Annotated in this window: 22 protein-coding genes; 15 read left to right on the top strand and 7 right to left on the bottom strand. The window is 62.8% G+C overall.

What is annotated here, in order from left to right; genetic code table 11:
• From CER19_RS20820 to CER19_RS20805, 4 genes are all read right to left on the bottom strand, one after another.
• Complete coding sequence (locus tag CER19_RS20820; RefSeq protein WP_116667810.1) at positions 1–882, bottom strand: TIGR03915 family putative DNA repair protein; 882 nt, start codon at positions 880–882, stop codon at positions 1–3.
• On the bottom strand, positions 879–2,099 hold the full coding sequence (locus CER19_RS20815) for a putative DNA modification/repair radical SAM protein (RefSeq protein WP_014719028.1): 1,221 nt from the start codon (positions 2,097–2,099) through the stop codon (positions 879–881). The genes CER19_RS20820 and CER19_RS20815 overlap by 4 nt, the downstream gene beginning before the upstream one ends.
• A 174-nt stretch (positions 2,100–2,273) precedes the next feature.
• Positions 2,274–3,611: a lysine N(6)-hydroxylase/L-ornithine N(5)-oxygenase family protein gene (locus CER19_RS20810; protein WP_116667809.1), complete on the bottom strand. Its 1,338-nt coding sequence runs from the start codon at positions 3,609–3,611 to the stop codon at positions 2,274–2,276.
• Positions 3,612–3,730: 119 nt separating this feature from the next.
• Positions 3,731–4,213: a sigma-70 family RNA polymerase sigma factor gene (locus CER19_RS20805; RefSeq protein WP_060763710.1), complete on the bottom strand. Its 483-nt coding sequence runs from the start codon at positions 4,211–4,213 to the stop codon at positions 3,731–3,733.
• A gap of 327 nt (positions 4,214–4,540) precedes the next feature.
• On the opposite strand from CER19_RS20805, the gene CER19_RS20800 reads away from it, so the two are divergent.
• From CER19_RS20800 to CER19_RS20730, 15 genes are all read left to right on the top strand, one after another.
• Positions 4,541–5,710: an efflux RND transporter periplasmic adaptor subunit gene (locus CER19_RS20800; protein WP_116667808.1), complete on the top strand. Its 1,170-nt coding sequence runs from the start codon at positions 4,541–4,543 to the stop codon at positions 5,708–5,710.
• Positions 5,700–7,682 (top strand): MacB family efflux pump subunit, encoded by a 1,983-nt coding sequence (locus CER19_RS20795; protein ID WP_165861655.1) that lies wholly within the window; start codon positions 5,700–5,702, stop codon positions 7,680–7,682. Before CER19_RS20800 ends, CER19_RS20795 begins: the two co-directional genes overlap by 11 nt.
• Positions 7,675–9,087 (top strand): efflux transporter outer membrane subunit, encoded by a 1,413-nt coding sequence (locus CER19_RS20790; protein ID WP_116667807.1) that lies wholly within the window; start codon positions 7,675–7,677, stop codon positions 9,085–9,087. The genes CER19_RS20795 and CER19_RS20790 overlap by 8 nt, the downstream gene beginning before the upstream one ends.
• Before the next feature lie 107 nt (positions 9,088–9,194).
• A complete protein-coding gene (locus CER19_RS20785; protein ID WP_116667816.1) occupies positions 9,195–9,950 on the top strand; it encodes an alpha/beta hydrolase in 756 nt (251 codons plus the stop codon).
• 108 nt (positions 9,951–10,058) lie between these two features.
• Positions 10,059–10,826 carry a FadR/GntR family transcriptional regulator gene (locus CER19_RS20780; protein WP_116667806.1) on the top strand — a complete coding sequence of 256 codons (768 nt, stop codon included), beginning with the start codon at positions 10,059–10,061 and terminating at the stop codon, positions 10,824–10,826.
• Between the two features lie 206 nt (positions 10,827–11,032).
• Positions 11,033–12,235 carry an ABC transporter substrate-binding protein gene (locus tag CER19_RS20775; RefSeq protein ID WP_116667805.1) on the top strand — a complete coding sequence of 401 codons (1,203 nt, stop codon included), beginning with the start codon at positions 11,033–11,035 and terminating at the stop codon, positions 12,233–12,235.
• Between the two features lie 57 nt (positions 12,236–12,292).
• Positions 12,293–13,153, top strand: coding sequence for a branched-chain amino acid ABC transporter permease (locus tag CER19_RS20770; protein ID WP_020301305.1), 861 nt, complete (start codon positions 12,293–12,295; stop codon positions 13,151–13,153).
• Between the two features lies 1 nt (position 13,154).
• Positions 13,155–14,165: a branched-chain amino acid ABC transporter permease gene (locus CER19_RS20765; RefSeq protein ID WP_116667804.1), complete on the top strand. Its 1,011-nt coding sequence runs from the start codon at positions 13,155–13,157 to the stop codon at positions 14,163–14,165.
• Positions 14,162–14,911 carry an ABC transporter ATP-binding protein gene (locus tag CER19_RS20760; RefSeq protein WP_116667803.1) on the top strand — a complete coding sequence of 250 codons (750 nt, stop codon included), beginning with the start codon at positions 14,162–14,164 and terminating at the stop codon, positions 14,909–14,911. The genes CER19_RS20765 and CER19_RS20760 overlap by 4 nt, the downstream gene beginning before the upstream one ends.
• Positions 14,911–15,606, top strand: coding sequence for an ABC transporter ATP-binding protein (locus tag CER19_RS20755; protein ID WP_116667802.1), 696 nt, complete (start codon positions 14,911–14,913; stop codon positions 15,604–15,606). Before CER19_RS20760 ends, CER19_RS20755 begins: the two co-directional genes overlap by 1 nt.
• A 13-nt stretch (positions 15,607–15,619) precedes the next feature.
• Complete coding sequence (locus CER19_RS20750) at positions 15,620–16,888, top strand: Zn-dependent hydrolase (protein ID WP_116667801.1); 1,269 nt, start codon at positions 15,620–15,622, stop codon at positions 16,886–16,888.
• A complete protein-coding gene (locus tag CER19_RS20745) occupies positions 16,885–18,288 on the top strand; it encodes an amidase (protein WP_116667800.1) in 1,404 nt (467 codons plus the stop codon). Before CER19_RS20750 ends, CER19_RS20745 begins: the two co-directional genes overlap by 4 nt.
• Positions 18,289–18,634: 346 nt before the next feature.
• Positions 18,635–19,891 (top strand): Vps62-related protein, encoded by a 1,257-nt coding sequence (locus CER19_RS20740; protein ID WP_165861654.1) that lies wholly within the window; start codon positions 18,635–18,637, stop codon positions 19,889–19,891.
• A gap of 61 nt (positions 19,892–19,952) precedes the next feature.
• Positions 19,953–20,816, top strand: a complete 864-nt coding sequence (locus tag CER19_RS20735) for a LysR family transcriptional regulator (RefSeq protein WP_116667798.1) — start codon at positions 19,953–19,955, stop codon at positions 20,814–20,816.
• 58 nt (positions 20,817–20,874) lie between these two features.
• Entirely contained in the window at positions 20,875–21,879 is a 1,005-nt protein-coding gene (locus CER19_RS20730) for a LacI family DNA-binding transcriptional regulator (RefSeq protein ID WP_116667797.1), read from the top strand.
• Here the strand turns inward: CER19_RS20730 and CER19_RS20725 are convergent.
• The 3 genes from CER19_RS20725 to CER19_RS20715 form a co-directional block, all read right to left on the bottom strand.
• A complete protein-coding gene (locus CER19_RS20725) occupies positions 21,876–22,601 on the bottom strand; it encodes an SDR family oxidoreductase (RefSeq protein ID WP_116667796.1) in 726 nt (241 codons plus the stop codon). The genes CER19_RS20730 and CER19_RS20725 overlap by 4 nt on opposite strands.
• Positions 22,602–22,740: 139 nt before the next feature.
• Complete coding sequence (locus CER19_RS20720; protein WP_116667795.1) at positions 22,741–24,273, bottom strand: FGGY-family carbohydrate kinase; 1,533 nt, start codon at positions 24,271–24,273, stop codon at positions 22,741–22,743.
• A gap of 1 nt (position 24,274) precedes the next feature.
• On the bottom strand, positions 24,275–25,354 hold the full coding sequence (locus tag CER19_RS20715; RefSeq protein ID WP_116667794.1) for an alcohol dehydrogenase catalytic domain-containing protein: 1,080 nt from the start codon (positions 25,352–25,354) through the stop codon (positions 24,275–24,277).
• Positions 25,355–25,379 lie beyond the last annotated feature (25 nt).

Here is a 25,379-nt window from a genome sequence, read left to right as displayed (position 1 = left end):
TCACCCCACATCTGACTGGTCGACCGCTATCGCAGGCAAGCCAGCTCCCACATTGACCGGGTTTGCAATTCTTTTGCCTGGCTTGGCCCCCACCAGCTTCGCCTGCCCATCCTTCTGCTTGCCCGTACGCGCCTCGCTGATCAACCCCGGGATCAACTTGCCCTCGGGCAAATTCTTCCAGAAGCGGCTGGGCAAATGCCCTTCCATCACTTTGGGGTTCAGCCGCGCCGGGTTGAAGATGTGGCTGTAGTAGGTCAGCCACATGGCGCTGTGGGGATCTTCGACATTCTGTGCCAGTTGCTGCCAGGCCTCGGGGCACTGGCGCTGATGAATCAGTTGCTCGCCGTCGTAATACACCCCGTCCAGGGGCGTGGCGATCATCCAGCGATGGCGGCCCATGCGCCCGATGAAATGCTCGCTGGCGCTCTTGAGAATGTCATGGGCCGGCTCATGCCAGGCCACGTACTCCGGCAGTGCCGACCCGGCCTCGACCGGCAGCGCGATGAAGCGCACAAACGCGTGCAAGTGGTGGGCTTCCCGGCTGACTTGCTTGATGCGCCGCTGCAATTCGCTGCCAAGCTTGTCCCCCGCGAGCATGGCCGTGCGATCACCGTGGCTGACCCGCCACAGCACTTCATACAGCAGGCTCCAGCGCTGATCACCGTGATAACAGGCAGCGGACTCCAGCAATTGCAACAACGCCTTGGGTATGCGCGCCTGAAACGGCCCCATCCCTGGTGGGATAGGTTCATCGGTAGCAAATAGGTCCGCCGCCTGCACCTCGCCCCAGCTGACCTGGCTGGGGTCGACCTGATGGCTGAGCAACCAGCGTGCCTGTTCGCGCCAAGTGCTGAAAAGGTTGTCGCACTCCAGGCTGATCATCCCCACAGCCCCATCTGTTGCGGCTGCGGACGGTCACGCAGTTGTTCGCGCAGCAACACACTGGTGCTGTCGGCCTGTTGCGGGTGGTAGTCGCTGGTGATGAAAAACGGCTTGGCCTTGGCCAGCACGCAACGCATGCGCGCCAGGTCTTCGAAGCGGATCTTGCGTTCACGGCGCAGGTCGACCAGCCGCTGGGTGGTGCGCAGGCCGATGCCGGGGATACGTGCGATCAGGGTCGGCTCGGCGCGGTTCAAGTCCAGGGGGAACACCTCGCGATGCTCCAGGGCCCAGGCCAGCTTGGGGTCGATATCCAGTGCCAGGTCACCGGGGCCGGCGAACAGCTCATTGGCGCTGAAACCGTAGCTGCGCAACAGGAAATCGGCCTGGTACAAGCGGTGCTCGCGCATCAGCGGCGGCGCGGCCAAGGGTACGCTTTTCGGGCTGTTGGGGATGGGGCTGAACGCCGAGTAATACACACGGCGCAGCTTGAAATTACCGTACAACGCCTCGGCACCGTGCAGGATGGTGCTGTCGTCGGTGTCGTCGGCGCCGACGATCATCTGCGTGCTCTGCCCGGCCGGGGCGAAACGTGGCGCGCGGGGTTCGTTGAGCACCGTCTGTTCGCCGGTGTAGATGGTCTGCATGGCCTGCTTGATCGAGCCGATCTGCTTCTCGGGCGCCAGGGTTTGCAGGCTGGCGTCGGTGGGCAGTTCGATATTCACGCTGAGGCGATCGGCATAACGGCCAGCCTCGGCGATCAGGGCCGGGTCGGCATCGGGGATGGTCTTGAGGTGGATATAACCGCGAAAGTCATGCTCTTCGCGCAGCAACTTGGCGACCCGTACCAGTTGCTCCATGGTGTAGTCCGACGAACGGATGATGCCGGAACTGAGGAACAGCCCGCTGACGCAATTGCGCTTGTAGAAATCCAGCGTCAGGGTGACCACCTCCTCCGGGCTGAAGCGCGCACGGGGCACGTCGCTAGAGCGGCGGTTGACGCAGTATTGGCAGTCGTAGAGGCAGAAGTTGGTGAGCAACACCTTGAGCAATGACACACAACGGCCATCAGGCGTGTAGCTGTGGCAGATGCCCATGCCATTGGTGGAACCCAGCCCCGCCTTGCCCTCGGAACTGCGCTTGGGCGCGCCACTGCTGGCGCAGGACGCGTCGTACTTGGCGGCGTCGGCGAGGATGCTGAGTTTTTCGATCAACTGCATGGAGGGCTACCGATACTGGTTTTTTGTACAGTACCAATAGCCACACTTTGTCACAAGTGCCGTCTGTAGGAGCGAGCTTGCTCGCGAAGAACGCAAGAGCGCCGCGTTAATCCAGAGAGGGCGCGTTATCGTTGACGCTCTTCGCGAGCAAGCTCGCTCCTACAGAGAGGCAGGTCAGCTGGCGGTTGCCAGGAGCAGATCCTGCACCGAACGCGCCTTGCCGCGGTGATGGTCCAGCGCATACAACGACGCCGCAATCTCATCGGCCCGAATCGGCAGCACCGACAGCAAGGTATCGCTCAAGCCATGGCTGGCCTGGCTGAAGCCCTGGATGTAAATGCCAGCTTTGCAGCGCTCGTCGGTGACGATGCGGTAGTCGCGGGCCACCTCAAAGTCGCCCATGTAGGCCTCCAGCGGCGCCAACAGTTCCCGGTGCATCTGGCGCTCGTAGCCGGTGGCCAGAATTACCGCGTCGTAATGGTTGAGGCTGGTTTCGTCAGTGGCGGTATTTCGCAGGGCCAATTCGATGCCCAGCGGGCCAGGGGGGGCTTTCTCCACCACGGTCAGCGTGCGGAACGCCTGGCGGGCGATGCCGGAGACTTTCTGGCGGTAGAAAATTCCGTAGATACGCTCGATCAGGTCCAGGTCCACCACCGAGTAGTTGGTGTTCTGGTACTCGGCGACCAAACGCTCACGCTCGGCACCGACTTGCTGGAACACCAGGTCAGTAAAGGCCGGCGAGAACACTTCGTTGACGAACGGGCTATCGTCGGCCGGCTTGAGCGCCGAGCCGCGCAGGATCATGTCGACCTGCACCGACGGGAAACTGTCATTGAGGTCGATAAAAGCTTCGGCTGCGCTCTGGCCACCGCCGATCACGGCGATGCGCATCGGCTTGCCGTCTACGCACGGCTGGTTGGCCATGCGCTCCAGGTACTGGGAATGGTGAAACACCCGGCTATCGCCCTTGAGCGTCTTGAATGCCTCGGGGATGCGCGGCGTACCACCGGCACTGACCACCACCGAACGGGTGGTGCGCACATGCTGCTCGCCCTGGGCATCACGGGAGATCACGCGCAGCGCCTCGACCTGTTGCTGATGCAGGATCGGCTCGATGGCCAGCACTTCTTCACCGTAGTTGGCCTGGGCCTGGAACTGCCCCGCCACCCAGCGCAGGTAGTCGTTGTACTCCATGCGGCAGGGATAGAAGGTGCCCAGGTTGATGAAGTCCACCAGGCGGTCGTGGGCCTTGAGGTAGTTGACGAAGGAGTACGGGCTGGTGGGGTTGCGCAGGGTCACCAAGTCCTTGAGGAAGGAAATCTGCAGTTCGCTCTGGGTCACCAGGGTATTGCCGTGCCAGCGGTAGTCGGCTTGTTTGTCGAGAAACAGCACGTCCAGCTTGCCCTGGGCCTTTTCACGCTCCTGCAGGGCGATGGCCAGCGCCAGGTTCGAAGGGCCGAAACCGATCCCGATCAGGTCATGAACCGCGGGCGAAGCAATTGCCTGTGTCATTCCAGTGTCCTCTGGATAAGCCCCATGGCGGTGGGGCGGGAATACCTTCATGGCCTGAACAACAGGCCGTGTGTTGATAGGAAACGAGGACAGTGAAATAAAATTTAACTAACCAGTGATCAGTGCGCTTCCCACTCGCGCATGCGCACCCGGCAGTGCTTCATCGCATTGACGATGTGTTTTTCCACCAGGCTGCGGGAAATGTTCAGGCGTTCAGCGATTTGCAGGTGGGACAGGCCTTCGAGTTTGCGCAACAGGAAACTGTCGCGACAGGCCGCCGGCAACTCGGCCAGGGCGCGTTCGAGCATCTCCAGGCGCTGGCCCTGGTCATGGCTGGCGTGGGGTGAACAGGCGGCGAAGCGCTCTTCGCTGTCCAGCACCTCCAGGGGCTCGGCCTGGCGCACGGCATTGCGCCGATGGCCGTCGATCACCAGGTTCAAGGCGGTGCGGTACAGGAAGGCGCGGGGTTGTTCGATCGGGGTGTCGCTTGCGCGCTCGAGCACCCGCACATAAGCGTCATGCACCACATCTTCGGCCACCTGACGGTTGCCCAGCTTGGCGTTGAGGAAACACACCAGCTCGCGATAGTAGTTTTCCAACATGACTCCTGGCCCCACGGCCTTGGTACAAACAACGCTTGCCCCGCTGTAGGAGCGAGCTTGCTCGCGAAAAACCCAAAAGCGCATCCCCTTACCTGGATGCGCTCGCAATCATTGACGGTTTTGCCATCACCGATGATGGCAGTTTGAGTGTGTGCAATTTATAGTAATTCTCATCTACTTTTAAAGAACTCTCTCATCAGCGGTCGATTTTTTTCTCCAGCTGAGCTGTAACTACTTATGTAACAGCCTAAATTCCGGAGCATTTTCCTCGTTTACCTGTCAGCTCTGCGCGACTGCGCCCCGAACTTTCCTGGCTGGAAGCTACCCATGAAACGCCCTCGACCTGCCCGACGCGCCCTGCTTGTGGTGGCGTGCCTGATTCCCATCGTTGCGTTTGCCACCTGGCAGGGCCTGACGCCGGGTCGCGACGCCCTGGCCACCGTTACTGTGACCCGCGCCGACATCGAAAACAGCGTCACCGCCCTGGGCACCCTGCAACCGCGGCGCTACGTGGACGTCGGCGCCCAGGCCTCCGGGCAGATCCGCAAGATCCACGTCGAGGCCGGTGACCAGGTCCAGGAAGGCCAATTGCTGGTGGAGATCGACCCCGCCACGCAAAAAGCCAAGCTCGACGCCAGCCGCTATGCCATCGAAAACCTGCAGGCCCAGTTGCAGGAGCAGAAAGCCCAGCACGCACTGGCCCGTCAGAAGTACCAGCGCCAGCAGCGCCTGAGTGCCGGCAACGCCACCCGCGAAGAAGACGTGCAGACCGCCAAGGCAGAACTGCGCGCGACCCAGGCGCGGGTCGAGATGTTCCAGGCACAGATCCGCCAGGCCCAGGCCAGCCTGCGCAGCGATGAAGCCGAGTTGGGCTACACGCGCATCTACGCGCCGATGACCGGCACCGTGGTGGCCGTGGACGCGCGCGTCGGCCAGACCCTCAACGCGCAACAGCAAACCCCGCTGATCCTGCGCATCGCCAAGCTGTCGCCCATGACGGTGTGGGCGGAGGTCTCCGAAGCCGACATCGGCCATGTCAAACCCGGCATGAGCGCGTATTTCACCACCCTGAGCGGTGGCAGCCGGCGCTGGACCAGCACCGTGCGCCAGATCCTGCCGATCCCGCCCAAACCCTTGAACGAAACCCAGGGCAACGGCAGCCCGAGCAGCACCAGCAAGAGCGGCACAGGCCGAGTGGTGCTGTACACGGTGCTGCTGGACGTAGACAACGCCGACAACGCGCTGATGGCCGAGATGACCACCCAGGTCTTTTTCGTCGCCAGCCAGGTCAAGGACGCCCTCACCGTACCCGTCGCCGCCTTGCAAAGCGTGCCCGGCTCCGCAGCGCAAATCGCCCGGGTGGTGGCCAAAAACGGTGCCATCGAAGACCGCGAAGTGCGCCTGGGCATCAGCGACCGCCTGCGCGTCGAAGTGCTCGGGGGGCTGAACGAGGGCGACCACCTGTTGATCGGCCCGGCTGATAGCAATGGGGGCTGACTTGACCACGCCCCTGATTGAACTCAAAGGCATCCGCAAATCCTACGGCGGCGGCGACAGCCCGCAGGTCGATGTGTTGCGCGGCATTGACCTGTCGATCCATGCCGGCGAGTTCGTCGCCATTGTCGGCGCGTCGGGCTCGGGCAAGTCGACGCTGATGAACATCCTCGGCTGCCTCGACCGCCCCACCGAGGGTGATTACCTGTTCGCCGGGGAAAACGTCGCCCACCTGGGTAGCGACGAATTGGCCTGGCTACGCCGCGAAGCCTTCGGTTTTGTGTTCCAGGGCTACCACTTGATTCCGTCAGGCTCTGCCCAGGAAAACGTCGAGATGCCGGCGATCTATGCCGGCGTCAGCGCCGCCGAACGTCATGCCCGCGCCAGCGCCCTGCTCACCCGCCTGGGCCTGGCCGAGCGCACCGGCAATCGGCCGCACCAATTGTCCGGTGGGCAACAGCAACGGGTGTCCATCGCCCGCGCCCTGATGAACGGCGGCCATATCATCCTCGCCGACGAACCCACCGGCGCCCTCGATAGCCACAGCGGTGCCGAGGTCATGGCCTTGCTCGACGAACTGGCGAGCCAGGGCCATGTGGTCATCCTGATTACCCACGACCGTGAAGTGGCGGCGCGGGCCAACCGCATCATCGAGATTCGCGACGGCCAGATCATCAGCGATTCGGCTGACACCCGTGCGGCCACACCCAGCGTGGCGGCCGGCGCCTTGCACGCCGTGGACCTGCGCCAACGCCTGGCCGACGGTGCCGAGCACAATGGTGCCTGGAAAGCTGAATTGCTGGATGCGGTACAAGCCGCTTGGCGGGTGATGTGGATCAACCGTTTCCGCACGGCGCTGACGCTGTTGGGCATTATCATCGGCGTCGCGTCGGTGGTGGTGATGCTGGCGGTGGGCGAAGGCAGCAAGCGCCAGGTCATGGCGCAGATGGGCGCGTTCGGCTCCAATATCATTTACCTCAGCGGGTCTTCGCCCAACCCGCGTACGCCGCTGGGTATCGTGTCCCTCAACGATGTCGCCGCCCTGGCGACGCTGCCTCAGGTCAAGCGCATCATGCCGGTCAACGGCACCGACGCGGGTGTGCGCTTCGGCAACGTCGACTATATGGCTTACGTGGGGGGCAACGACACCAACTTCCCCGAGATCTTCAACTGGCCGGTGGTCGAGGGCAGCTACTTCACCGAGGCCGACGAACGCGCCGCTGCCACGGTCGCTGTGATCGGCGCGCGCATCCGCCAAAAATTGTTCAAGGGCGTGGCCAACCCTATCGGCCAGTACATCCTGATCGAGAACGTGCCCTTCCAGGTGGTCGGCGTGCTCGCGGAAAAAGGTTCCAGCTCCGGCAACAAGGACAGTGACGACCGTGTCGCCATTCCCTACAGCGCCGCCAGTGTCCGCCTGTTCGGCAGCTACAACCCCGAATACGTGGCGATTGCCACCACCGATGCGCGCAAGGTGCATGAAGCCGAACGCGCCATCGACCAGTTGATGCTGAAGCTGCACAACGGCAAGCGCGACTACGAGCTGACCAACAATGCCGCGATGATTCAGGCCGAAGCACGAACCCAGAACACCCTGTCGCTGATGCTCGGCTCGATTGCGGCGATTTCCCTGCTGGTGGGCGGCATCGGCGTGATGAATATCATGTTGATGACCGTGCGCGAACGCACCCGTGAAATCGGCATCCGCATGGCCACCGGCGCACGCCAGCGCGACATCCTGCGCCAGTTCCTTACCGAGGCGGTAATGCTCTCGGTGGTCGGTGGCCTGTTCGGTATTGCCCTGGCATTGCTGGTGGGCGGTGTGCTGGTGCTGGCCGAAGTGGCGGTGCAGTTTTCCCTGGTGGCGGTGCTCGGTGCGTTTGGTTGTGCGCTGGTCACCGGCGTCGTATTCGGCTTTATGCCGGCCCGTAAAGCTGCCCGGCTCGATCCGGTTAAGGCGTTGACCAGTGAATAAACGATCCATCACCCCGCCGTTGTCAGCGCTCAGCCTGTGCCTGTTGCTCACGGCCTGCGGCGCTAACCCGCCGGTCATCGACAGCGGCCTCCCCGCGCCCGCCGCCTGGCACTATGCCGAGCGCGAAGCGACCCAAGCCATCAACCAGCGCTGGTGGACGCAGTTTGGCAGCCCGGCGTTGAACCGCCTGATCGACCAGGCCCGTCGTGACAGTTTCGACGTGGCGGCCGCCATGGCGCGTGTCCGTCAGGCCCAGGCCACAGCAGTGATTGCCGGCGCACCGTTGCTGCCGGAGCTGAAGTTCAACCTCGCCGCCAGCCGTCAAAGACTGTTGCGGGGCAGCGGCAACTCGGACCTGGACGCCACTGAGAGCAATAAGACCGTCAACAACTACGCCGCCAACCTCACGGCCAGCTACGAAATCGACTTCTGGGGTGGCCGCGCCGCTGCGCGTGACAGTGCAGTGCATAGCCTGCAGGCCAGTGAGTACGATCAGGCCAACGTGGAACTGACCCTGCTCAGCAACGTCGCCGACCGCTACGCGCAAACCCTGGCCGCACGCCAGCGCCTGCAGATTGCCGAGCTCAACCTGGCGAATGCGCGCAATGTGCTGAACCTGGTGCAGACCCGCTACGACGCAGGTTCCGCCACGGCTCTGGAACTGGCACAACAGAAAAGCCTGGTGGCCGGTCAGCAACGGCAACTGCCGCTGATCGAGCAATCGGCCGAAGAATCGCAGATCACCCTCGCTGCCCTGCTCGGCCAGCCTGTGCAAGCCCTGGAGCTAGGCACAGAACCCTTTCAGGCACTGACCTGGCCAAGTATCGGGCCCGGCGTGCCCAGCCAGTTATTGAGCCGGCGCCCCGACCTCGCCCAGGCCGAGGCCCAGTTGGCGGCCGCCAGTGCCGACGTCACGGTGGCCCGTGCGGCCATGCTGCCGACGGTGACACTGGGTGCGACCCTCGGTTCGGGCGCGTCCAAGGCCGAAGACATCCTGCGCAGTCCCTTCTACACCCTGACCTCGGGCCTGATGGCGCCGATCTTCAACAATGGCCGGCTGAGCGCCGAGCGCGACAAGGCTCGGGCACGCCAGGATGAACTGCTGCAAACCTACCGTGGGGCGATCATCAACGGCTTTGCCGATGTGGAAAAAGCCCTCAGCAGCATCACCCGCCTGGACCAGCAACGCCAGTGGCAGGCCGAGGAGCTGCAACAGGCGCAGACCGCCTTCCAGATTGCCCAAAGCCGCTATGAAGCCGGCGCCGAAGACCTGCTCACGGTACTGCAAACCCAGCGCACCCTGTACGACGCCCAGGACCAGAACGTGCTACTGCGCCTGTCGCGCCTGCAAGCCAGCATCGCCCTGTACAAGGCATTGGGCGGTGGCTGGAACACCGATATCTGATAAACGAAACTCATATTTCATACACGAGCTGTTTCTTCACCTTACATTTTCCACCCCAAGGTCCTTGGTAAAAAAGCCGTTATCACACGGATGCCCGGGACCTCATGATGAAACCCAGCGCTTTTGTAAACGGTCTGGTCTGCATCGGCTTTTGGCTGATACCAAACCTGGCGTTGGCCGAGCCCTTGATCGCCCCCACCGCGATCGACTGGTTGCTGGACTGCCCACTCACTGCAACAGCGCGCCTGGACCCCGAAGTGGTTGGCCGTACCCAATGCGGCCTGGTCAGCGTGCCCCGCGACCATGCCGCCCCCCAGCGTGGCCGTATTCGTCTGAGCGTGACACGGGTAGGCGCACGGCAGCCGCTCAACCGTGAAGGCGTGGTGTTTATCCAGGCCGGCGACCCCCAGCGGGTCAAAGACGCCCCTTTCGTCCTTCACTTGGCCAGCCGCTGGGAGTCGCTTGCCACCACCGCCTATCGCACCCTGGTCGACCGCTACGACGTGATAGAGCTGAGCACCCGCGACCTGCGCCAGGGCAATGCCGTGGAACAGGCCGCGCGGGACAGGGAGTACGTGCGCGGGCAACTGGGCGGGGCGCGCCTCAACTCCCTGGGCAACGCCGCGGCCCCCCGCCTGGGCAGCCGCTATGGCACGCTGTTTCCCGAGCGCGTCGGGCGCATGGTGCTGATCAATACCGAACCTGGCGAAGCGCTCGCCGCCGGTGTCGAGCAGCTCTTGCTCAAGGAGTCGGCACACGCAGGCGCTGACGGTTGTGTGAGCCGCTGGCTAGGCGATTTCCTCGCTTATGGCAAACAGCCGCCGGCGTCCGCACGCTGCCTGGACTCGGGCGCCTGGGAATAACCTGCACATTTACGACCCCTATTCACCGAAAACGACCCCTTGCGTTGACGCACCTGCCCAATCGTTATTAAGTGCTATTTATCCGCATTAATACGATAAATCACCGCCATGCTGAGTCGCCAGTTACGCCGCAAACGCCAGAAGCTTTCCGATGTGATTGTCGAGTCGGTCAAGCGCTCGATCGTCACCGACGCCTTGAAGCCCGGCGACCGCCTGCCCACCGAGCGCGAGCTGATGGAAAGCTTCCAGTGCTCCAAGGGCTCGGCGCGCGAAGCGCTCAAAGCGTTGGAGGTCGAAGGCTTGGTGAGCACGCGCACCGGCCCCAGCGGCGGGGCCTACTTGAACCAGGCCGGCACTGAACCTGCCAGCCGCGCCTTGCGCAATTACCTGCACTTCCAGCACCTGGACGGCGAGCAGGTCTACCAAATGCGCAAGGTCATCGAAGTGGAACTGGCAGTGTCAGTGCTCGGGCGTTTGAGCGAAGACGATTACCTGGCCCTGCAAGCCAACGTGGATTTTTGCAGCGCCCCCGAAGACAGCGAAGCCGGCCAGCGCGAACAGCGCCTGGCGGAACTGGAGTTCCACAACCTGCTGGCCCGGGCCTGCCCCAACCCGCTGCTGAGCTTCATGGCGCAGTTTCTCAATGACTTGCTGCGCGACCTGGTGGTGCTGAAAAAGGCCTACAAGCCCAAGCGCAAGCAGTTCGACGCGGCCAACCTCGACTATCACAGGCAACTGCTGATCGCCTTTCGCGCCGGGGATGAAAGCGCGGTGCGCAGCTTGATGCATGAACACATGTGCGATGCCGAACACCATATGACCGCGCTGGAAGGCCAGGTCAGCCCGCATTTCCTCTTGGAGTTCGACCACTCTTAAACACACCAACAATCCAATGTGGGAACCCGATCAATGTGGGAGCTGGCTTGCCTGCGATAGCATCGACTCGGCCCCCCTGTGACACCGAGGCGCCGGCATCGCAGGCAAGCCAGCTCCCACATCCAATAACAAGCCTGCCCACAGGCCCTTGCTCCACCGTATCGCCCTTGCCGCTCCTGCCAATAACTAAACCAGGGAGTCACCCCATGCAGCGTCGTACGTTATTGAAAGCCAGCCTCACCGCGGCCGCCGCCCTCAGCCTTCCGCTGAGCGTGCGTTCGGCATTCGCCGCCGAGCCCTTTACCTTTTACGGCCTCAAGTCCATGTCTGGCGCCTTTGCCAGCTATGGCAAATTTGCCGACATGGGTTCACGCCTGGCGGTGCAACAACACCCCGACTTGCTCGGCCGCCCGCTGAACTACAAGGTCATCGACACCGAAGGCAACGCCGGCAAGGCGGTGCGCAAGGTGCAAGAGGCCATCGCGCAGGACGGCGCACGGTTCTTCCAGGGGTGCACGCTGTCGTCTTCCGCCCTGGCGGTGGCCAAGGAAGTGGACAAAGTCGGCGGCGTGTTCATGACCCCGGTGGGCGCCGATGAAGTCACAGGCAAGGACTGCAACAAGGCGACCTTCCGCTGGTCGGTGCCCACCTACGGCGCGATCCGCGAAACCATGGTGCCGCTGATCAAGTTGCTGCCGGACGCCAAGCGCTGGTACACCATCACCCCGCAATACGTGTTCGGCGAAGCCTTGCTCGAAGGCGCCAAAAACGTGTTGAAGGAACATGGCCTGGAACACGTGGGCAACAGCTACCACTCGCTGCAGGAACAGGAATTCTCCGGCTACCTGACCAACGCCATTTCCACCAAGCCCGATGTGCTGGTGCTGCTCAACTTTGGCAGCCAATCGTCCAACACCCTGCGCCAGGCCGTGAACTTTGGCATCAAGGAGCGCATGAAGGTATTGCTGGTGTGGTCTGCCGGCCTGGATCAGTTCCAGGAACTGGGCAGCGATGTGCTCGAAGGCGTGTACCTGGGCGCGCAGTACTGGCACCAGGTCGACACCCCGCTCAATCGTGAGCTGGTCAAGCTGACCCAGGCCAAATACGGCATCAACCCCACCTACCCGCTGGCCGCCGACTACATCAGCACCAAAGTCATGCTCGACACCATCATCGCCACCGGCAGCTTCGACGGCCCGACCGTAGCCAAGGCCCTGCAAGGCTTGAGCTACGAAGGCCCGACCGGTAAAGAGTCGATCCGCGCCGGCGACCACCAGGTGATCAAGGATTACTACCTGCTGATCGGCAAGGCCAGCGGCGACATGGCCGACAAGGACGACCTGGCCAAAGTGCTCAGCGCTGGCCAGTCGTTCCCCGCAGTCGAGGCGACGGGCTGCACACTCGGCTGACCGCTTAACTATTGTCGCGCAGGGCCGCGCAAGCGGCCGCCTGCGGAGGGTGCCTGCATGCTTAATCTGTACCTGTTCCAGATCCTCAACGGCCTCGGGTTGGGGATGATCTACTTCCTGATCGCGGTGGGGCTGACGATCATTTTCGGCCTGCTCAACTTCGTCAACTTCGCCCACGGCGCGTTCTTCCTGCTCGGCGCCTACATCTGCTACACCGCGGTGAGCCTCACCGGCAGTTTCTGGCTGGCGTTGCTGATCGCGCCGTTGGTGGTGGCTGCGTTGGCCTGGGTGATTGAGCGCTTGTTGATCCAGCGTATCTACCACTTGCCGCATATGTTCCAGATTCTGGTGACCTTGGGAATCGCTCTGATCATCCAGGAAGCCAGCGTGATGATCTGGGGCCCGGTGGGCAAAAGCGTCGCCGTGCCGGAACTGTTGCGTGGCGTGCTGGTGGTGGGTGATTTTGTCTATCCGTACTACCGCCTGTTCCTCATCGTGTTTTCCGGGCTGGTGGGCTTGGGCCTGTGGCTGCTGCTGGAGCGCACGCGCTTCGGTGCCCTGGTGCGCGCCGGCAGTGAAAGCACCGAAACCGTCTCGCTGCTGGGCACCAATATTTTCCGCCTGTTCTCCATGACCTTCGCCCTCGGCGTCGCCCTGGCCGGTGTCGCCGGGGTGTTGTTCGCGCCCTTGCGCGGCGCCCAGCCCTTCGTCGGGCCGGAGATTCTCGGCATCGCCTTCGTGGTGGTGGTGATCGGCGGCATGGGCTCGTTCAGCGGTGCGCTGGTCGGCGGTTTGCTGGTGGGCGTGGTGCAAAGCCTGATGACCACACTCTGGCCCCAGGGTGCGAGCCTGATGATCTACGGCGCCATGGCCGTGGTGATCCTGGTGCGCCCCTACGGCCTGTTCGGGAGAGCCTGACATGAGCGAGAAAAACCCCCTGCCGTTTGCCAAGACCCAATCCAGAGCCATGTTGCTGTGGGTGTTGGCCGTGCTGATCGGCCTGCCATTGGTGTTGCCCTCGGCGACCCTGGCCACCGAGATCCTGATTTTTGCCATGGCCGCCCTGGCCTGCAACCTGCTGCTGGGCTACACCGGGCTGCTGTCCTTCGGCCAAGGCATCTTCTTTGGTGCCGGTGCTTATTGTGCGGCGCTGTTGATGATCCACCTGCAACTGGGCCTGTTCACCGCGTTGCTGGGCGCGGCGCTGGCCGGTGGCGTGCTGGCTTTGCTGGTGGGCGCCCTGGCGATTCGGCGCACGGGCATTTACTTCGTGATGCTCACGTTGGCGTTCAGCCAGATGGCCTACTTCGTCGCCTACACCTTGAGCGACTGGACAGGTGGCGACAACGGCCTGCTCAGCGTGCCACGTCCGGAAATTCGTGTGGGTGACACCGTGCTGCTGTCCCTGGCCGATGCCCGCGCCTTCTACGGTTTTGTCGCGGTGCTGTTCCTGCTGATTTTCATCGGCGCACGCCGGGTGATCGCCTCGCCGTTTGGCAGCACGCTGATGGCGATCCGCGAGAATGAAACCCGCGCCTCGGCCATCGGCTACGACACGCGTCACTTCAAGATCCTGGTGTTCGTGCTGTCGGGCGCGGTCACCGGGATAGCCGGGGCGCTGTACGCCATGCTGTTGCACTTTGTGCCGCTGTCGAATATCGACCTGGCGATGTCCGAGAACATCCTGATCATGACCATCGTCGGCGGCACCGGCTCGCTGTTCGGCTCACTGCTGGGCGCCGGTTCCATCGTGCTGCTGGGCGACTTCCTTTCCGACCTGTGGCCACGCTGGCTGATGCTGCTGGGGGTGATCCTGATCCTGGTGGTGATCTTCATGCGCGGCGGTTTGTGGGGCGGCTTGGCATCGCTGTTCGAAAAGCTGCGCGGCACGCGCAAAACCGCAGTCGTCGCCAAGGAGGACGGGCTATGAGTATCCTGCTGGAAACCCAAAACCTGGAGCTGGCCTACGGCGCGTTCCATGCGGTCAATGGCGTCAACCTCAAGGTTGAAGCCGGCACCATCCACACCATCATCGGCCCCAACGGTGCCGGCAAGACCAGCCTGTTCCACTGCCTCACGGGTGAGCGCCAGGCCACCGCCGGGGCGATCCATTTCGACGGCAAGAACCTGATGCGCAAGCCCGCCCACGGCCGCGTCGGCCTGGGCATGGCGCGCTCGTTCCAACTCACCAGCCTGTTCCAGAACCTCAGCGTGCGCGAGAACCTGCGCCTGGCCGCCCAGGGCCGCGACGGTGCCCGCGCCCTGAATTTCTGGCGTCGGGTAGACAGCCAGCGCGAGCACCTGGAGATGGCCGACCAGGTGCTGGAACGCCTGCAACTCACGGCCCGCGCCGACACCCTGGCCGGTGAGTTGTCCCACGGCCAGCAACGGGTGCTGGAGGTGGGCATGTCGATCTGCTCCAAACCCAAACTGTTGATGCTCGACGAGCCCACCTCGGGCATGGGCATCGACGATATTCCGATCATGACCCAACTGATCAGCGACCTTGGCCGCGACCACACGGTGCTGTTGATCGAACACAACATGAGCATCGTCATGTCCATCAGCCAACGCATCACGGTGATGAGCCATGGGCAGATCCTGGTGGAAGGCACGCCGGCGTTCGTGCGCGCCGATGAACGTGTGCGCACGGCCTATCTTGGGGAGGCTGCCTGATGCTGATCGTCGAGAATATCCATTCCTACTACGACAAAAGCCATGTGCTGGAAGGCGTGTCATTGACCGTCAACCCTGGCGAACTGGTGACCCTGCTGGGTCGCAATGGTGCCGGCAAGACCACCACTTTGCGCAGCATCCTGGGCATCATTTGCCCGCGCCAGGGCCAGATTCACTTCAACGGCCAGGCGCTGGTGGGGCAGAAAATCTTTGAAATCGCACGCCAGGGCTTGGCGCTGGTGCCGGAGAACCGTGGGATTTTCCGTCTGCTGACCGTTGAGGAAAACCTGCGCATCGCCGCCCGCAAGAACAGCCGCTGGCAGTTGGAAGACGTCTACGCCATGTTCCCGCGCCTCAAGGAGCGGCGCAAAAACGCCGGCCATGCGTTGTCCGGCGGCGAACAGCAAATGCTCGCCATCGCCCGCGCCCTGCTGAACGACCCCAAGCTGCTGATCCTCGACGAACCCACTGAAGGCCTGGCCCCGGTGATCGTTGACGAGCTGGTGAAGATCCTGCGCAAGGTCAAGGACGAGGGCCTGCCGGTGTTGCTGGTGGAACAGAACCTGATGGTCTGCGACAAGCTCGCCGACCGCCATTACGTGCTCGAACAGGGCCGCGTGGTGTACGAAGGCAGCGCCGCTGACTTCCGCGCCGACCCGACCATCAAAAACCGTTACCTGGCCTTGAGTGCCTGAGTGGAGATTCCTGATGAATAGTCTTGCGCAACCGCTCCAGAGCAATGCCCCGCTGATCAACCGCGACCGCTTGTGGCAGTCACTGATGGACCTGGCCCAGCTCGGCGCCACGGCCAAGGGCGGCGTGTGTCGCCTGGCCCTCACCGACCTGGACCGCCAGGCCCGCGACCTGTTTGTGCAGTGGTGCGAAGCCGCCGGGTGCAGCGTCAGTGTGGATGCCATCGGCAATATTTTCGCCCGGCGCCCTGGGCGCAACCCCGCCCTGCCCCCGGTCATGACCGGCAGCCATATCGACACCCAGCCCACCGGCGGCAAGTTCGACGGTTGCTACGGGGTGATGGCCGGGCTGGAAGTGATCCGCACACTCAATGACCTGCAAATCGAAACCCAGGCGCCCATCGAAGTGGTGGTGTGGACCAACGAAGAAGGCTCACGCTTCCCGCCGTGCATGATGGGCTCCGGGGTGTTTGCCGGGAAGTTCGACCTGCAGGAGACCCTCGACAAGCGCGACGACCAGGGCCTGTCGGTAGGCAGCGAACTGCAGCGCATCGGCTATGCCGGTGACCGTGCGGTGCTGGGCCATCCGGTAGGCGCGTATTTCGAAGCGCACATCGAGCAAGGCCCGGTGCTGGAAGACCAGGCCATTACCCTGGGCGTGGTGATGGGCTGCCTGGGCCAGAAATGGTTCGACCTGACCCTCACTGGCGTGGAGGCGCATGCGGGCCCGACGCCCATGCACCTGCGCAAGGATGCCCTGGTGGGCGCTGCCGAGGTGGTCAGCGCGGTCAACCGTATCGCCCATCAGCATCAGCCTCACGCCTGCGGCACCGTCGGCTGCCTGAGCCTGCACCCTGGCTCGCGCAACGTGATCCCCGGCCAGGTGCACATGACCATTGACCTGCGTCACCTGCACGCCGACAAGCTGCAAGCCATGGTCGATCAAGTGCGCAGCGTGATCCAGGACTCGGCCGCCCGCCACGGCTTGACGTTTGAACTGACGCCCACCGCCGACTTCCCGCCGCTGGACTTCCACCCGACCTGCGTCAATGCCGTGCGCGAGGCTGCCCAGGCATTGGGCTTGAGCCATATGGACATTGTCAGCGGCGCCGGGCATGACGCGATCTTCGTCGCTGAACTGGGCCCGGCCGGGATGATCTTTGTGCCGTGCGAGGGCGGTATCAGCCATAACGAAATCGAAAACGCCGCGCCGGATGACCTGGCAGCGGGTTGCGCGGTGTTGCTGCGCGCCATGGTCAATGCGGCCCAGGGGGATGTGGCATGAGCGAGATTGGCCAACTGACAGCGGTGCAACTGTTGCAGCATTTTCGCGAAAAGAGCTTGTCACCCGTAGAGGTCACCGAAGACGCTTTGCTGCGCATCGAGCGCTATAACCCGGTGGTGAATGCCTACTGCCATGTCGACCCGCAAGGCGCACTGGACGCTGCGCGAGCGTCGGAACAACGCTGGTTGAAAGGTGAACCCTGCGGCGCGCTGGATGGCGTGCCGGCGTCGATCAAGGACCTGACGTTGACAGTCGGTATGCCCACGCGCAAAGGCTCGCGCACCTCATCCGCCGAGGGCCCGTGGGACGTAGACGCGCCCTTCTCGGCCTTCATGCGCAAGGCCGGCGCGGTGCTGCTGGGCAAGACCACCACCCCGGAATTCGGCTGGAAAGGCGTCACCGACAACCCGCTGTACGGCATCACCCGCAACCCATGGGATACGCGCACCACCGCCGGCGGTTCGTCTGGCGGCGCCGCTGCGGCGGCGGCGTTGAACCTGGGCGTGCTGCACCAGGGCAGCGACGCCGGTGGCTCGATCCGCATTCCCTGTGCGTTTACCGGCACCTTCGGGATCAAGCCGACTTTCGGCTATGTACCGCAATGGCCGGCCAGCTCCATGACGATCCTGTCGCACCTGGGGCCGATGACGCGCACCGTGGAAGACAGCGTGCTGATGCTGCAAGCCGTGGCGCGACCGGATGCGCGGGATGGCTTGATCGGCGCGCCGCGGACTACGCCCTGGCTCGCTCCAGGGACGGACTTGAAAGGGTTGCGTGTCGCCTATAGCCCCACGTTCGGCTATGTGAAAGTCGCCCCCCAGGTCGCCCAGGTGGTGGAGCAGGCGGTGCAGGGCCTGGTGCAACTGGGCGCCCATGTCGAACAAATCGACCCTGGCTTCAGCGACCCGCTGGATGTCTTCAGCACCTTGTGGGCCGCCGGTGCCGCTCGCCTGACCGGCGCGATGAGCGAGGCGCAAAAGCAACAACTCGACCCCGGGCTGCTACGCATTGCACAGCGGGGCGAACGCGTGAGCCTGGACGATTTCAACACGGCCCTGGAAGCGCGAGCGGCGCTGGTTGCACGGATGGCAGCGTTCCATGAGCATTACGATGTGCTGGTGTCGCCGATGATGCCGATCACCGCGTTCGAAGCCGGGCACAACGTACCGCCGGGCTCGGGGATGACGGAGTGGATGCAATGGACGCCATTCACCTACCCGTTCAACCTCACCCAGCAACCGGCGGCGTCAGTGCCCTGTGGGTTGGCGGCAAATGGCTTGCCGGTGGGCTTGCATGTGGTGGGCGCGCGGTTTGCCGATGAGCAGGTGTTGAGGGTGTGTCGCGCGTATGCACAGGCATTCCCCACAGAGCACTTGCACACACCGAGAAGCCCGACCTGAAATACCCACAACGGTGGGAGCTGGCTTGCCTGCGATAGCGCGGGTTCAGTTAGCCCATTGGCCTCTGACACACCGCTTTCGCAGGCAAGCCAGCTCCCACATTGATCGCATTGCAATCCTGCAGCTTGCATGTGGTGGGCACGCGGTTTGCCGATGAGCAGGTGTTGAAGGTATGCCAAGGCGTTCCCGATGCCGTTTCTGAAAGCACCGAAAAACCCGGGTTGACCGATTTCACGGCAGCGTTCAGCTAAATGGCCTGGGACAGCTATGTACCGCTCTACCAGGTCGTTTCAGCAGTCAAATCTTCAGGGTGTTTCAGCACCTCAACCTTGAAGGAGTTCCCACCGTGGAATCGATCCGATACAAAGACCTGCTTATTAACTTCACCTCTAACTTCACCTATTACGGCAACAACCGTACCGGCGAATACGAGCACTTCGGTGACGCCGCCTTCACGCTCTATCGCCCCCGAGTTACGCCGGCACTTGCCGAATATTCGATACTCGGCGATGTACTGGAGCCCAACTTTACTGATATCCATGGCCTGAAAGTGGTGCCGATCGTCGCGGACGCACAGGGCTCGACAGGTACAGCGCTCAAACCACCGACCGGTTTTACCTGGGTATGGGAGATACAAAGACCCGAGCTCACCCTGTCCATCTGGCGCCCGCAGCCACCGCCCGGGTACGTGTGCATGGGGTTGGTCTGCAGCAACTCACTGCGCGCACCGGACATCGGAACGGTCAAGTGCATCCGCGCAGATCTGGTCATTGAAGCCCGCATCAGTCAGGAGGTCTGGAACGACAGGGGTACCCACTCAGGCACGAACTTCTCGGCCTGGAGCATTTCGCCGCCGCCACCCATGCCAGCAGAAGTGTTTTTCAGCACCGGCACCTTCATCGGTCACGACCAATACCAAGCGCCGTCACCCGTAACGCCCACCTATGCCCTTCGTACTCACCTGTCCATTGAGCCCCCCGCCGAACCGTCGCACGCCCCCGTACTGCACAACTATGCGCAACCCACGACACTGACCTCCGACACTGCGACGTATACAACCTTGCTGCCCTGGTTTGTCATCTCCGACCCGGGTTTGACGGCGGACCAACAGTTCCTTCAATCGCCCCAGTACCAGTTGGTAACCACTGAAACCTATAAGCTGGTACGCCATGCTTATAACAACACAGGTGACATTCAACGCTACAGTTGGACGTTCCAATCCAGCACGTCCACCAGCGCCACGCAAACCGACACAGATACCAAGACCGCAGAGGCATCGGCAGAAGCGACCTTTGCCGGCTACTTCAAGACCAGCGTCAAAGTCGGTTCCAGCATCAGTCAAAGCAATGCCATCACCCAAGGTTGGAGCACCACAAAAAGCTCCACCGTCTGGTGCACGCTGGGCGCCTATAAAGCCGTCGCCGTGTACTTGATCAGCTACACCTACCGACTACTGCGTGCTGACAAAACGGAAGTGGGTAAAAGCCTTACCCGTCAACCCAACAGTAGTTTGTACTGGACCGAATACCCGCCAGCGCCGAGAGCAGTGACCATCGTCGAAGCGACGGAACCCCAGGACCCCGCGTTTGTGCAGCACGAATGAGTGCAAGTCCAGGCGCCGATGACTCTACAATAACCGCCACTTTCCTCGGCGGCTGACATCCATGGACATCGAACTGGCACGCACCTTCCTCGAAATCACCCGCTGCGGCAGCCTGGCGGCGGCGGCCGAGAAACTGCACGTTACCCAGACCGCCATCACCGCACGGGTGAAAAATCTGGAAAGCCAGCTGGGCAGCACGCTGTTTATCCGCAACCGCGCCGGTGCGCGCCTGACCGCCGATGGCGAGGCCTTTGTGGTGTACGCCAACCAGCTGCTGCAAACCTGGGAAGCGGCGCGGCGGGACCTGCCGTTGCCCGATGGCTATCGCAATGTGCTGCATATCGGCGGTGAGGTCAGCCTGTGCAACCCGCTGATGCTCGGTTGGGCCAAAGCGTTACGCGAACACATCCCGGGCCATGCACTGCGCACCGAGGTGCGTGAGGGCGAGTACCTGCTGCGCCAACTGGAGCTGGGTGTGCTCGACGCCGCCTTGGTGTTCCAGCCGCAATACTGGCCGGGCTTGCAGGTGGAGCAGGTGCTGGAAGAAAAACTGATCCTGGTGCAATTGGCGAGCAAACCCTCGCCTTACGTATATATCGACTGGGGCCAGGGTTTTCGCCAGCAGCATGATGCCGCCCTGCCCGACCGCGCGCGTGCCGCGCTGAGTTTCAACCTGGGGCCGCTGGCGTTGCAGTACATCCTGGAAAACGGCGGTGCCGGCTACTTCCGCACACGGGTGGGGCAAAGCTACCTGGACAGCGGCGTGATGCAGCGCGTGCCCAAGGCGCCGGAATTCAGCTTTCCGACCTACCTGGTGTATTCGCGGGCGCGGGATTCGGCGGTGTTGCAGCAAGCCCTGGAACTGCTACGCGCGGTGGTGAAGGCCGAAGGCGACTGGTCGCAACGCTGGGACCCGCTGATTTGAATCACTCTACGCCTGCGCACATGCTAGCCTGCTGGTGTTTCCCCTCGCAGCCTTACCGATGAACAAGAAAAAGTCCGTCACCATCAGCGACATTGCCAAACGGGTCGGTATGACCACCATTACGGTGTCCCGGGCCTTGAGCAAACCCGACCTGGTCAAACCCGCCACCCTGGCGCGCATTCTTGAAGTGGCACGCGAGCTGGACTACGTGCCCAACGCCTTCGCGCGCGGGCTCAAGCGCAGTGAAAGCCTGATCATCGGGGTCATCACCGCTTCGGTAGACAACCCGTTCTACAGCGAGATGATCAAGGCCATCTCCCGCGAGGCGAAAAAGCACGGCTACACCATCATGCTGGTGGACACCGATGAGCTGGAAGAACTCGAAAGCAAGGCGGTGGATACCCTGCTGGGCTACCGCGTGGCCGGGATCATCCTGTCGCCGGTCTCCGACGAGCCCAGCTACCAGCCCGACTACCTCGAACGCCTGGGCAACGGCAAGACCCCGGTGGTGCTGCTCGATCGCACGATCCACGACAGCCCGTTCAGCCGTGTGGTGCTCGACAACTACCACAGCGGCCTCCAAGCCGCGCACTACCTGTTACGCCAGACGCCGAACCTCAAGCGCCTGTTGGTGCTGACCGGCCCCGAGCACTCGCGCATCAGCGTGGAGCGCCTCAAAGGCCTGCGCGAAGTGCTGGCTGAGCACCCCGACATTCAGGTCGAGGTGCAGGCGGGCGACTACACGCTGATGCCGGCTTATCTGCATACCCTCGACTACCTGACCGCACACTCGGCGCCGGACGCGATCATGGGTTTCAACCAGTTGATCACCCTGGGCGCCCTGCGCGCGTTGCGCATGCACAATATTGCCCATGACAGCCTGACCATCTGCGGCATCGACCGCCTGCCCTTCGCCGATATCTTTGGCGTGCCCATCGCCTGCGTAGCCCATGATGCATCCCTGGCCGGCAGCAGTGCGGTGCGCCTGCTACTTGACCGCCTGCAAGACCCGCACAAGCCACGGGACAAAGTGGTCATCGCCGGGCAGTTGGAAAACGGCTAACGGCTGGTGTAGCCGCCGTCTACCGGCAGGCTGACGCCACTGATCATGTTTGCCGCGTCACTGAGCAGGAACAGCACCGGCAGCGCGACGTCCGCCGGTTGCGCAAAACGCCCCAACGGAATCGCAGCCAGCGCCGGGTCGCGCTTGGCCGGGTCGGACCAGGCCATGGCTGCCATCGGCGTCAAAGTCACGGTGGGGTTGACGCTGTTGACACGTATGCCAAAACGGCCCCACTCGGCGCATTGCACGCGGGTGATCGCGTCCAGTGCCGCCTTGGAGGCGCAGTAGCTCAGGTGATCGTCCAGCGCCACCAACGACGCCTGGCTGGAGACGTTGACGATGCTGCCGGCAATGTTCGCCTCGATCATCTTCGCCGCGACCCGGCTGGCCACTTGCGCAGCGGCGCGGGCGTTGACGCTCATCACCTGGTCGAAAGCGTTGGCGCTGATGGCAGCGGCGGGCTCCAGGCGTGAGATACCGGCGCAGTTGACCAAGCCGTGCAGGGGCGGCAAATCTTGCAGGGTTTTGTCGAGGGCGATGCTGTCAGCGATATCCACGCACAAGGTATGGCAACCCAATGCCGCCAACGCCTGGGCATCGCGACCAAGGGCGAAGACTTCAGCGCCGCTGGCGATCAGTTGCTGGGCAATTTCGCGACCGATGCCGCTGCTGGCACCGGTGACGAGGATGCGCTGGTGAGAGAAGTCGAAGGTGGTGATCATAAATAAAGATCTCAAAACCAATGAAGATCCACTGTGGGAGCTGGCTTGTCTGCGATAGCGGAGTGTCAGTCTCCTTATCGGGTGCTGATACACCGCTATCGCAGGCAAGCCAGCTCCCACATTTCTGGACCGTGTTGAATCAGGTGGCTTGCAGGTTGTGCATGATGGGTTTCAGGGCCGGGTACAGCTTCAGGTATTCGGCAAATGCCCGGTCATAGGTCATGACATTCTCCCGCTTGGGCTGCGCCCGCAATTGCAACTGCACCCAGCCGGTGTCCATCTGCCCATCACTCACCAGCCCCACCGTATGTGCCGCCAACAACGCCGCGCCCAGGGCTGCTTCTACCTCCTGCACGATGGTGTACACCGGGTAGCGTGTGACGTCGGCGATGATCTGCATCCACAGGTCCGAATGGCTCGCTCCGCCTACCACAATCAGGCGCGGGTCCAGGGAGTGCGCGCCTTGAGTACCCGCTTCGATATTGTGGCGCAGGGCAAAACTCACACCCTCCAGCACCGCGCGGTACAGGTGAACGCGACTGTGGTACAGGTTGAGCCCGACAAAACTGCCGCTGGCGTGGTCATCCCATACCGGGCTGCGCTCGCCCATCAGGTAAGGCAAAAACACCACGCCTTCGCTGCCTGCCGGAATCTTCATCGCGCTCTGCTCCAACAGTGCCAGGCTGTCTTGCCCCGTGGCCTGGGCCTGCTGTTCTTCGGCCTGGCAGAACTGCTCGCGAAACCAGCTGACCGAGGCCCCGGCGGTGATCGCACCGCCGAAGATGTACAGGTCCCGGTGGCCGTTGTATACGTGGGGCATGCTCACCAAACCGTGACGTGCATCTACCTGCTGGTTCAGATAGCCCCAGCACATGCTGGTGCCGATCATCGCCACATGATTGCCTGGCTGAGTGACACCCGCCGCCAAAGTCGCCATGGCCGCGTCCACGCCCCCAGCGAGGATTGGCGTGCCCGCCTGCAAGCCCAGGCGGGCGGCCCAGTCTGCGCGCAAACCACCCACCACCTCGCCGGAATACACCAACCGCTCGGGCATCATCGACTGCGCGATACCCAGCGCATCCAGCATCTCGCCTGACCAGTTGCGCGCCGCCACATCGTAGACACCACCGATATTCCCGGCGCTGCTGTGGTCCACCGCCAACTCGCCGGTCAGGCACCAATTGATATAGCTGTTGGGCGGCAACAGGTAACGGGTATTCGCCCACACCTGGGGCTGGTGCTGCTTGAGCCAGAGCATCTTGGTGAAGCCGTAGTAGCTGTCCACCGAGTTACCGGTGATGGCGAACAAGCGCTCCAAGTCCACGTGCTCGCGCACCCAGGCCACCTGCTCGCCGGCGCGGCGGTCCATCCAGATCAGGCACGGGTGCAGCGGCGTCATCTGCGCATCCACGGCAATGCCCGAACCACCGTACAAACTGCTGATGCACAGCGCCTTGACCTGCGGCGCCGGCACCCCGGCCTTGGCCATGCACTGGGCCACGCAGGTTTGGACGGCATCCAGCCACACCTGCGGCCACTGCTCGGCCCAGCGCACTTTCGGGGTGTCCACCCGGTAGCCGTGGCTGTGCTGGGCGATGATCGTGCCCTGGGCATCCACCAGCAGCGCCTTGGTGCTCTGGGTGCCAATGTCTACACCGATGACGTAGTCCATCTCAGAGCACCGGCTTCAACAGCACCTTGATCGACTTGGTCGAATTGGCCAGTTCAAAAGCCTCGGCCCAGTCGTCCAGCGGGAAATCATGGGTGACGATGCCTTGGGAGGTGACCAGGCCACGCTCGAACAGGTCAATGGCGATCGGGTAGCAATACGGGCCCAGGTGCGCGCCGCGCACGTCGAGTTCCTTGCGGTCGCCGATGATCGACCAGTCCACGCTGGTCTCGGCGCCAAACACGCTGAACTCGACAAAGCGCCCGAGCTTGCGGATCAGGTCCAGGCCCTGGGTGACGCCGGCCGGTACGCCGGTGGTTTCGATATAGACGTCGCAGCCGTAATTTTCCGTGAGGCCGTTGATGATCTCGCGAGCGTTGTCACGGCCGGGGTTGATCACCACATCGGCGCCGAACTTTTTCGCCAGTTCCAGGCGCTCGTCGACCATGTCGATCACCACCAGCTTTTTCGGGGTCTTCAGCGCGGCGACCTGGACCATGCACAAACCCAGGGTGCCCGCGCCGGCAATCACCACCACGTCGTCGAGCTGGATATCGCCACGGTTGACGGTATGGATCGAGCAGGCCATCGGCTCCACCAGCGCCGAGTCTTCCAGGGACACCGACTCGGGGATCTTGTGCACGATGGCGGTCTTGGGAATGCGCATGTACTGGGCCATGCCGCCTTCGGCCACTTCGCGCTGGAAGCCGAAAATGTTGTGCACTTCGCACATCCAGTATTTGCCCGATTTGCAGAAGCGGCACTTGCCACACGGCACGATCTGTTCAGCGATGACCTTGTCACCGACCTTGACCTCAAAGTGCTCCTCGGCGCCCTCGCCGGCCTCGACCACGTAGCCGAAAAATTCGTGGCCCGGTACCACTGGCGCCTTGACCCAGGGGTTGTCGCCGCCCCAGAACATCGCCGCGCCCGAGTGGCACTTGCAGTCACTGGCGCAGATGCCGCAGGCAGCAATACGGATCACCAGCTCATTGGCACGCGCCTGGGGTTTGCCGATGCGCTCCAGGCGGTAGTCTTTCGGGCCGTGGCAGACGACGGCTTGCATGTGAGTGTGCTTGTCCATGTGTTCGGTCCTGTGTGGTGAGGTA

Origin of the sequence: Pseudomonas sp. GL93 (genome assembly GCF_003408955.1) — a bacterium.
GTDB classification, from domain to species: domain Bacteria; phylum Pseudomonadota; class Gammaproteobacteria; order Pseudomonadales; family Pseudomonadaceae; genus Aquipseudomonas; species Aquipseudomonas paracarnis.
The sequence above is the reverse complement of the archived record's forward strand: the minus strand, read 5'-3'. Positions and strand labels throughout refer to the sequence as shown.